Origin of the sequence: Nocardiopsis alborubida, assembly GCF_012396365.1 — a bacterium.
Lineage (GTDB): Bacteria > Actinomycetota > Actinomycetes > Streptosporangiales > Streptosporangiaceae > Nocardiopsis > Nocardiopsis alborubida.
Map to the genome: position 1 here is coordinate 137523 of NZ_JAAXPG010000022.1, position 6743 is coordinate 144265.

At 71.9% G+C, this 6743-nt stretch carries 7 protein-coding genes; 5 read left to right on the plus strand and 2 right to left on the minus strand.

Annotation, left to right across the window (positions count from 1 at the left end):
* Positions 1–78: 78 nt before the first annotated feature.
* Together HGB44_RS22085 and HGB44_RS22090 are read left to right on the plus strand one after the other, a co-directional pair.
* Complete coding sequence (locus tag HGB44_RS22085) at positions 79–1176, plus strand: adenosine deaminase (protein WP_061082772.1); 1098 nt, start codon at positions 79–81, stop codon at positions 1174–1176.
* Positions 1176–1802, plus strand: a complete 627-nt coding sequence (locus HGB44_RS22090; protein ID WP_210751984.1) for a PH domain-containing protein — start codon at positions 1176–1178, stop codon at positions 1800–1802. The genes HGB44_RS22085 and HGB44_RS22090 overlap by 1 nt, the downstream gene beginning before the upstream one ends.
* A gap of 400 nt (positions 1803–2202) precedes the next feature.
* Here the strand turns inward: HGB44_RS22090 and HGB44_RS22095 are convergent, their stop codons facing one another.
* On the minus strand, positions 2203–3024 hold the full coding sequence (locus HGB44_RS22095; RefSeq protein ID WP_210752011.1) for a purine-nucleoside phosphorylase: 822 nt from the start codon (positions 3022–3024) through the stop codon (positions 2203–2205).
* 116 nt (positions 3025–3140) lie between these two features.
* Positions 3141–3695, minus strand: coding sequence for a gamma-glutamylcyclotransferase family protein (locus HGB44_RS22100; protein ID WP_231972601.1), 555 nt, complete (start codon positions 3693–3695; stop codon positions 3141–3143).
* A 164-nt stretch (positions 3696–3859) separates the two neighbouring features.
* Here HGB44_RS22100 and HGB44_RS22105 point away from each other — a divergent pair, with 164 nt between their 5' ends.
* The 3 genes from HGB44_RS22105 to HGB44_RS22115 all read left to right on the plus strand — a co-directional run bounded on the left by HGB44_RS22105 (position 3860) and on the right by HGB44_RS22115 (position 6445).
* Entirely contained in the window at positions 3860–5239 is a 1380-nt protein-coding gene (locus tag HGB44_RS22105) for an NAD(P)H-quinone dehydrogenase (RefSeq protein WP_061082768.1), read from the plus strand.
* Between the two features lie 140 nt (positions 5240–5379).
* Positions 5380–5766 (plus strand): TFIIB-type zinc ribbon-containing protein, encoded by a 387-nt coding sequence (locus tag HGB44_RS22110; RefSeq protein WP_082166714.1) that lies wholly within the window; start codon positions 5380–5382, stop codon positions 5764–5766.
* Between the two features lie 34 nt (positions 5767–5800).
* Positions 5801–6445 carry an AAA family ATPase gene (locus HGB44_RS22115; RefSeq protein ID WP_061082767.1) on the plus strand — a complete coding sequence of 215 codons (645 nt, stop codon included), beginning with the start codon at positions 5801–5803 and terminating at the stop codon, positions 6443–6445.
* Positions 6446–6743: the final 298 nt, after the last annotated feature.

Below are 6743 nucleotides of genomic sequence, written 5' to 3' on the forward strand. Positions count from 1 at the left end.
CCCCGCCCCCGTGCGCCTGTTCCGGCGACCCGCGCCCGCCTGTCAGGGCGCCTCCCCAGCTGGTGGCATCCTGAATCCATGAACCAGCCACTCACAGTCGACCAGATCCGGCGGGCGCCGAAGGTACTGCTGCACGACCACCTCGACGGCGGGCTGCGCCCGGCCACCGTCGTGGAACTGGCCCGGGAGACCGGCTACACCGGCCTGCCCACCTACGACGCGCAGGAACTGGGGCGGTGGTTCCGCGAGGCCTCCGACTCCGGTTCGCTGGAGCGCTACCTGGAGACGTTCGCGCACACCACGGCGGTCATGCAGACCCGTGACGCCCTGGTGCGGGTCGCCGCCGAGGCCGCGGAGGACCTGGCCGCCGACGGCGTGGTCTACGCCGAGCAGCGCTACGCCCCCGAGCAGCACCTGGAGGCCGGGCTCACGCTGGAGGAGGTCGTCGAGGCCGTCCAGGAGGGTCTGGAACTCGGTGAGAAGCGCGCCGCGGACCAGGGGCGCGGCATCCGCACGGGCCAGCTCGTCACCGCCATGCGCCACGCCGCGCGCTCCTCGGAGATCGCCGAGCTGGCGGTCCGCTACCGCGACGCGGGCGTGTCCGGGTTCGACATCGCGGGCGCCGAGGCGGGCAACCCGCCCACCCGGCACCTGGACGCGTTCGAGTACCTGCGCCGGGAGAACTTCCACTTCACCATCCACGCGGGCGAGGCGTTCGGCCTCCCCTCCATCTGGGAGGCCCTCCAGTGGTGCGGGTGCGACCGCCTGGGCCACGGCGTGCGCATCATCGACGACATCGACACGGAGGGCGGCGGCGCCCCCCGGCTGGGCCGCCTGGCCCAGTACGTGCGCGACAAGCGGGTGCCCCTGGAGATGTGCCCCAGCTCCAACGTGCAGACCGGAGCCGCGGAGTCCATCGCCGACCACCCCATCCGGCTCCTGCACGACCTGCGCTTCCGCGTCACCGTCAACACCGACAACCGCCTCCAGAGCGGCACCAGCCTGTCGGAGGAGTTCGCCCGGCTCTCCGAGGCCTTCGGGTACGGCTGGGACGACCTCCAGTGGTTCACGGTCAACGCCATGAAGTCGGCCTTCCTGCCCTTCGACGAGCGCCTGGCGCTGATCAACGGGGTCATCAAGCCCGGCTTCGCGCAGCTGAAGTGGACGACCTCCTGATGGACAGACCCAACCCCACCACCCACTACTCCACCTTCACGCGGGTGGCGGCGATCGCGTGGATCGTGGTCGCCGCCCTGCTGCTGGTGGACGTGCTCCTGCGCGGCGAGGGCCGCCAGGCCTGGATCGCGGGGGCACTGCTGATCGCGACCGTCTCCGCGGTCTACCTGGTCTGGCTCCGCCCGCGCGTGGTCTCCACCGAGCGAGGCCTGCGGGTGGTCAACCCGCTGCGTGAGACCTTCGTGCCGTGGGCGGCGGTGCTCTGGGTGGACGTCACCGACGTCCTGCGGGTGCACACGCCGGGGGGAGTGGTGCGCTCGTGGCCGCTGCGGGAGACCAAGCGCCAGCGGGTCCGCGACAACATGCGCAGGGAGGGGGGCTTCCTCGACCCGGACGACGAGGACTCCGCCTCCACGCGTCCGGTGGACCTGGCGGCCCGGCAGCTGCGCCAGGACGCCGAACGCCACAAGGCGCGTCCGCTCAGCGGGCCGGTCAGGGACGTGGACGAGGCGGGCCCCGCCGCGCTGGGCGCCGAGGACGAGCCCCAGACCATGGTCCCCCTGGAGGTGATCGTGGTCGTCGGCGCGACCGCGGCCCTGCTCGTGGCGGTGTTCCTGCTGGCCTGAGCGCCCTTTCTCCCGGATCCGGCCCGGTCCCACCCCGGTGTGGCGGCCGGGTCCGCAGTGTCGGGGGTTGACGCGCCCCCCGAGTTCTGGTTAGGTAAGGCATGCCTAAGGGAGAGCGTTCCGGGCGGACGACTTCGCGCGGATGGCCGTCCACCCGCAACTTCCCCCGAGGGTGACGCGCGCGGTTCAACTGAATAACGGAAGTACAAGGTGCCCAGGTCGCGAGTCCAACGGGATCTGCGGGGATTCCGCGCGACGCGGGCACCGGGGCAAGCACTGCCTCCGACCGGAACCCGGTCGGTACCGTCCATCCCAAGGCCTCGGGGTGTACGCTCGCCACGCCGGTACCGGACGGGCCCGGTCGGAGGCGCCCCACCCCACGGTTCCCGGGCCTGAGCTCCTAGGCCTGGCCGATCACCCTGTTGAGCAGCTCGCCCAGTCTGCGGGCCCGCTGCGTGACCACGTCCAGGGCGCGCTCGGCCTCGAAGGGCTCGAACACCGTCCCCACGGCGTCGTTGCTGACCACGGCCAGCCCCAGCACCTCGGCGCCCGCCTCCACCGCCGCGACCGCCTCCAGGGCGATCGAGTGGCCCACCAGGTCCGCGCCCGCCTGCCGCAACACCTTCAGCTCCGCCGGAGTCTGCGTCTGCGGCCCCGTCGTACACACGTACACGCCCTCGGGGACCGAGGCGTCCGCCTCCTGGACGGCCCGCCGCAGCCGGGGGCTGTAGACCGACGTCAGGTCCACGAACGAGGGCCCGACCAGCGGTGACCGGGCGGTCAGGTTGATGTGGTCGCGCACCACCACGGGCTGCCCCGTGGCGAAGTCCGTGCGCAGCGACCCGGCGGCACCCGTCAGCACGGCGGTCCCCGCGCCCGCGGCCACGCCGGTGCGGACCGCGTGGGCCACCTCCAGCGGACCGCGGCCCTCGTAGAGGTGAACGCGCCCCATGAACACGATGGCGCGCTTGTCGCCCACCCACATGCTGCGGACCTTGGCGGAGTGCCCCCCGGCGGCGGGCGCGTGGAAGCCGGGCAGGTCGGTGACGTCCAGTTCGATGTCGTACGAGCCCAGCGTGTCCGCCGCGCCCGCCCAGCCCGAGCCGAGCACCACCAGCGTGTCGAAGCTGTCGGCCCCGGTACGGGACAGGAGTTCGCGCGCCGCGTCGGCCGCCAGCTCCCCGGCCTCGCCGGTCGTCCTCGGCTGCTGCTCTGGTTCCATCACACGACGGATGCTACCTCCGCGTGACCGCGGCGTCCGGGAGCGTGCGCACGTGTGTTCCCGCGGGTCGCCGGTCGGCCGGACGGCGTGCGCGAATGTCCTCGGGGAGGGGGCGGTCACAGCTCGGTGGGCAGGCACTCCCGGGCGAGCAGGTCGGAGACGTACCAGTCGGGCGCCCCGGCCTTCTCGGCGGCCACCGCCAGTTCGCCCAGCTGGATCGCCGAGGGCATCCCGCCCTCGTAGCCGTCGAGCACGTAGGCCCACGCCGTCACCACGCCGCGGTCCGCCGTCCGGGCGCGCACCGTGACCTTGCGGTAGGCCCGTCCGTCGCCCGCGACCGACCACAGCGCCCGGCTGCGCCGCAGTTCCTCGTACTCGTCCTCGGACACGCCCCGCAGGCGGCGCTGCCCCCCGCGCGACTCCTCCAGGGCCCCCTGCCAGAAGTCCAAGTGGGGTTCGTCCCATTCCATGAGGTCGTACAGCGCCACGAAGACCCGTTGGTCCGCGTCCTCGACCAGGGTCGCCAGGGCGCCCCCGGGCTCGGGGAGGCACTCGCCGAAGGTCAGACGCCAACCCTCCAACCAGCCCGTGGTGATCAGGGGGGAGTGCGGGGCCCGCCGGGCCATCTGCCCGGGGTGGAGACTGGTTCCGTACGCCGCGTAGATGGACACGGGGCCATCGTAGACCGGTTGGCCCGGGGTGCCTGCTATTTCCCCCGGTCGGCATGGCCGACAATGGGAACAAGCGACGAAAACAGGTGGTGCCGCGCCATGCCCGCATATCACCCGGACCGGGGACGCGCGTGGCGGCCAGGCCGCAGAGGGAGTGAGGCAGCGTGACGAAGGTCGTGATCATCGGTGGCGGACCCGGGGGCTACGAGGCGGCACTGGTCGCCGCGCAGCTCGGCGCGGACGTGACGGTGGTGGAACGCGACGGCATCGGCGGCGCCTGTGTCCTCACCGACTGCGTGCCCTCCAAGAGCCTGATCGCCACGTCCACCCGCACCACGTACGTACGCGAGTCCGACAGCCTCGGCATCCGCATCCGCGACGCCCAGGACGAGGACGCGGTCCGGGTCGACACCGACCGGATCAACTCCCGGATCAAACTCCTGGCCCAGGCCCAGTCCGAGGACACCCGCGCACGCCTGGTCAAGGAGGGTGTGGAGGTGATCAGCGGCGAGGCCCGACTGGTCGACCCGCACATCGTCGCCGTGGGCGACCAGCGTCTGCGCGCCGACGTCGTCCTCATCGCCACGGGCGCCCACCCCCGCGAGCTGCCCTCCGCCAAGCCCGACGGCGAGCGCATCCTCACCTGGCGCCACCTCTACGACATGGAGGAGCTGCCGGAGAGGCTGATCGTGGTCGGCTCCGGTGTCACCGGCGCCGAGTTCGCCAGTGCCTACCAGTCCCTCGGCTCCCAGGTCACCCTGGTCTCCTCGCGCGACCGCGTCATGCCCACCCAGGACCCCGACGCCGCCGAGGTGCTGGAGCAGGTCTTCATGCGCCGCGGCATGACCGTCCTGAACAAGACCCGCGCCGAGTCGGTGGTGCGCACCGACGACGGCGTTCTCGTCACCCTCTCCGACGGCCGCACCGTGGAGGGCAGCCACTGCCTGATGACGGTCGGCATGATCCCCAACACCCAGGACCTGGGCCTGGAGGAGGCCGGCGTCCGTCTGGGCGACGGCGGCTTCGTCGAGGTCGACCGGGTCTCGCGCACCACCGTCCCCGGCGTGTACGCCGCGGGCGACTGCACGGGCGTGAACATGCTGGCCTCCGTGGCCGCCATGCAGGGCCGCATCGCCATGTGGCACGCGCTCGGCGAGGCAGTGTCCCCGCTCAAGCTCTCCACCGTGGCCTCCACCGTGTTCACCCACCCCGAACTGGCCGCCGTGGGCGCCAGCGAGGACGACGTGCGCAGCGGCCGGATCGACGGGCGGTCGGTCACCCTGCCGCTCAACACCAATCCGCGCGCCAAGATGAACGAGGTCAAGGACGGCTTCGTCAAGCTGATCTGCCGCCAGCACACCGGCATCGTGCTGGGCGGGGTCATCGTCGGACCGCGCGCCAGCGAGCTCATCCTGGGCGTGTCCATCGCCGTTCAGCAGCGCCTGACCGTGGACGACATCGCGCACACCTTCTCGGTGTACCCGTCGCTGTCGGGCAGCGTGACCGAGGCCGCCCGCTCGCTCATGCTGGCCTCCCCGGAGTAGGGGCCGCCCGGAACGGGGATCTGCCCGGACCGCCGCGGGAAGGCGGCCGGTCCGGGTTCGGTCGGTTCGGGTTTGGCCGGTCGGGTTCGGCCGGACGACCTCTTTACCCGCTTCTGACAAGAATCGAGTAATGTCGTTTCGTGATCTGTCCCAAGTGTCAAAGCACCATGCGCACGTTCGACCGCCAGGGCGTCCACATCGACCGGTGTGACGGATGCCAGGGCATCTTCCTCGACCGGGGCGAACTGGAGCGGGTCGTGAACGCCGAGCAGCGGCACTACGGTGTTGCGCCGCCGCCCGACCCCCACCAGGCTCCGCCCCACGGCTACCCGCAGCAGCACCGCGGCGGCTACCCGGACTCCCCGAAGGGCTATCGCGGCGGCTACCCCGACTCCCCGAAGGGTTACCGGGGCGGCTACCCCGACTCCCCCAAGGGTTACCGGGGCGGCCACGGCGGTTACCCCGACTCCCCGCGCGGCTACGGCGGACGCCGCAAGAAGAGCTTCCTCGAAGGACTCTTCGACTGAGCCGAGCCGTTCCGACAACCTGATCGAGTAACCCGTGCACCCGCTGATCTGTACCCACTGCGGGGAATGGGACGAGGCCCCCGACACCGCTGCGGGGGTCTCCGTGTTGCGCTGCGCCTTCTGCCAGCGCACCCGCCCGTTCCTGCGCCTGCCCCTGTACTGCGTGTCGGGGCCCAGCGGCACCGGCAAGTCCACCATCGCCGGAGTGCTGCTGGAGCGGCTCCGCGACCGCTTCGTCGTCCTGGAACAGGACCTGCTGTGGGTCGGCGGACTCCGCGACCCCGCCGACCACCACCGGCTGTTCCGTTCCACCTGGCTGCGCACCGCGGCCATGGTCCAGCAGAGCGGACGGCCCGTCGTGCTGTGCGGCACGGTGGTGCCGCCGGAGCTGGAGCACCTGCCCGAGCGCGCCCTGTTCACCGGCGTCCACTACCTCGCGCTGACCTGTGAGCCCGGCGTCCTGGCCGGGCGCCTGCGGGCCCGCCCCGCCTGGCGCGAGTGGGACGAGGAGCGGATCGCCGAGACGCTGGAGTACGCGGCCTGGGTGGAGTCCGAGGCCGCGCGCCTGGAGCCCCCGGTCGATCTGCTGGACACCACCAGCGCCGAACCCCGGGAGACCGCCGACGCCGTGTGCCGGTGGATCGAGAAGCTGTACGCGTCGGAGACAGCTGCTTTCTGACGTGCGCTTCCTGATGTCCGCTTCCTGATGTGTGCTTCCTGTTGTCCACCTCCTGATGTCTGCCTCCTGGCGTCTGCTTCCTGGCGTCGTTGCAGGGAGAACCCTGGACCAGCCGTGGGCGAGGGAGGGCGACCAACGCCCGGGGCGGGAGACGGCCGGTCTTTGGTGCGTTGGCATCAAGGGCGGGAGCGACTCCGGGAGGGCGGTCAACGCTTGCTGTACGCGTGTGGTCGCTCGCTCCTGCGGCACCGGCTGCCGCGTAGTGGCTTGGGAGGGCGTTCAACGGTGGGGGTTGGGG